Source organism: Bradyrhizobium sp. 33ap4, from assembly GCF_032654765.1.
GTDB classification, from domain to species: Bacteria; Pseudomonadota; Alphaproteobacteria; order Rhizobiales; family Xanthobacteraceae; genus Bradyrhizobium; species Bradyrhizobium australafricanum.
Map to the genome: position 1 here is coordinate 1 of NZ_JAUMTJ010000244.1, position 605 is coordinate 605.

General features: G+C 66.0%; 1 protein-coding gene. It reads right to left on the reverse strand.

The window, feature by feature from the left end; all coding sequences use genetic code 11:
- On the reverse strand, nucleotides 1-135 hold a 135-nt coding region (locus Q2M23_RS43800), incomplete at its 3' end, for a LysR family transcriptional regulator (RefSeq protein ID WP_316399557.1).
- Between the last annotated feature and the right edge of the window lie 470 nt (nucleotides 136-605).

Here is a 605-nt window from a genome sequence, read left to right on the forward strand (position 1 = left end):
CGCCCCGATCAGGTCTTCCAGCTGGCGGATCTGCTGGCTGAGCGGCGGTTGCGACATGCCCAGCCGCTCCGCCGCCTGGCCGAAGTGCAGCGTATCGGCAACGGCGAGGAAGTAACGCAGGGGGCGGAGTTCGATGGACATGCGCCCAGTCTATGCATCGCCAGCCACAAATGGGGTCAGATCCGTTTTCCTGCGGAAAACGGATCTGACCCCGGTCACCCGTCATCCACGCATGGCGTGGATCTACCGTGTCGACCAAGGTCGACACCCACCAACAGCAGCGACCAACTGTCAGAGGCGGGGCGGTGTGGGTGGGCAGGACCGTTGGCGCCATGGATGGCGCCATCGAGCCCCCAGGGATGGGTTTACGGCGTGTCCTGCCTGCCCCTCCCGCCCCGCCAAACACGCAGCAACCCAGAGCCATGAACCACGCTGTTGCTGTTGCCGTTGCTGTTGCCCTGGCTTGAAACGGGTGCCGGGCAGCGCCCGGCCGGGTATCCTCTCCCTCTGATGTCCGACCTTGTCCATGCCAGCCGCGAAGCCCTCAGCGAAGGCGGCGCGCTCGCCTCGCATCTGGATGCCTTTGTCCCGCGTCCGGCACAGCT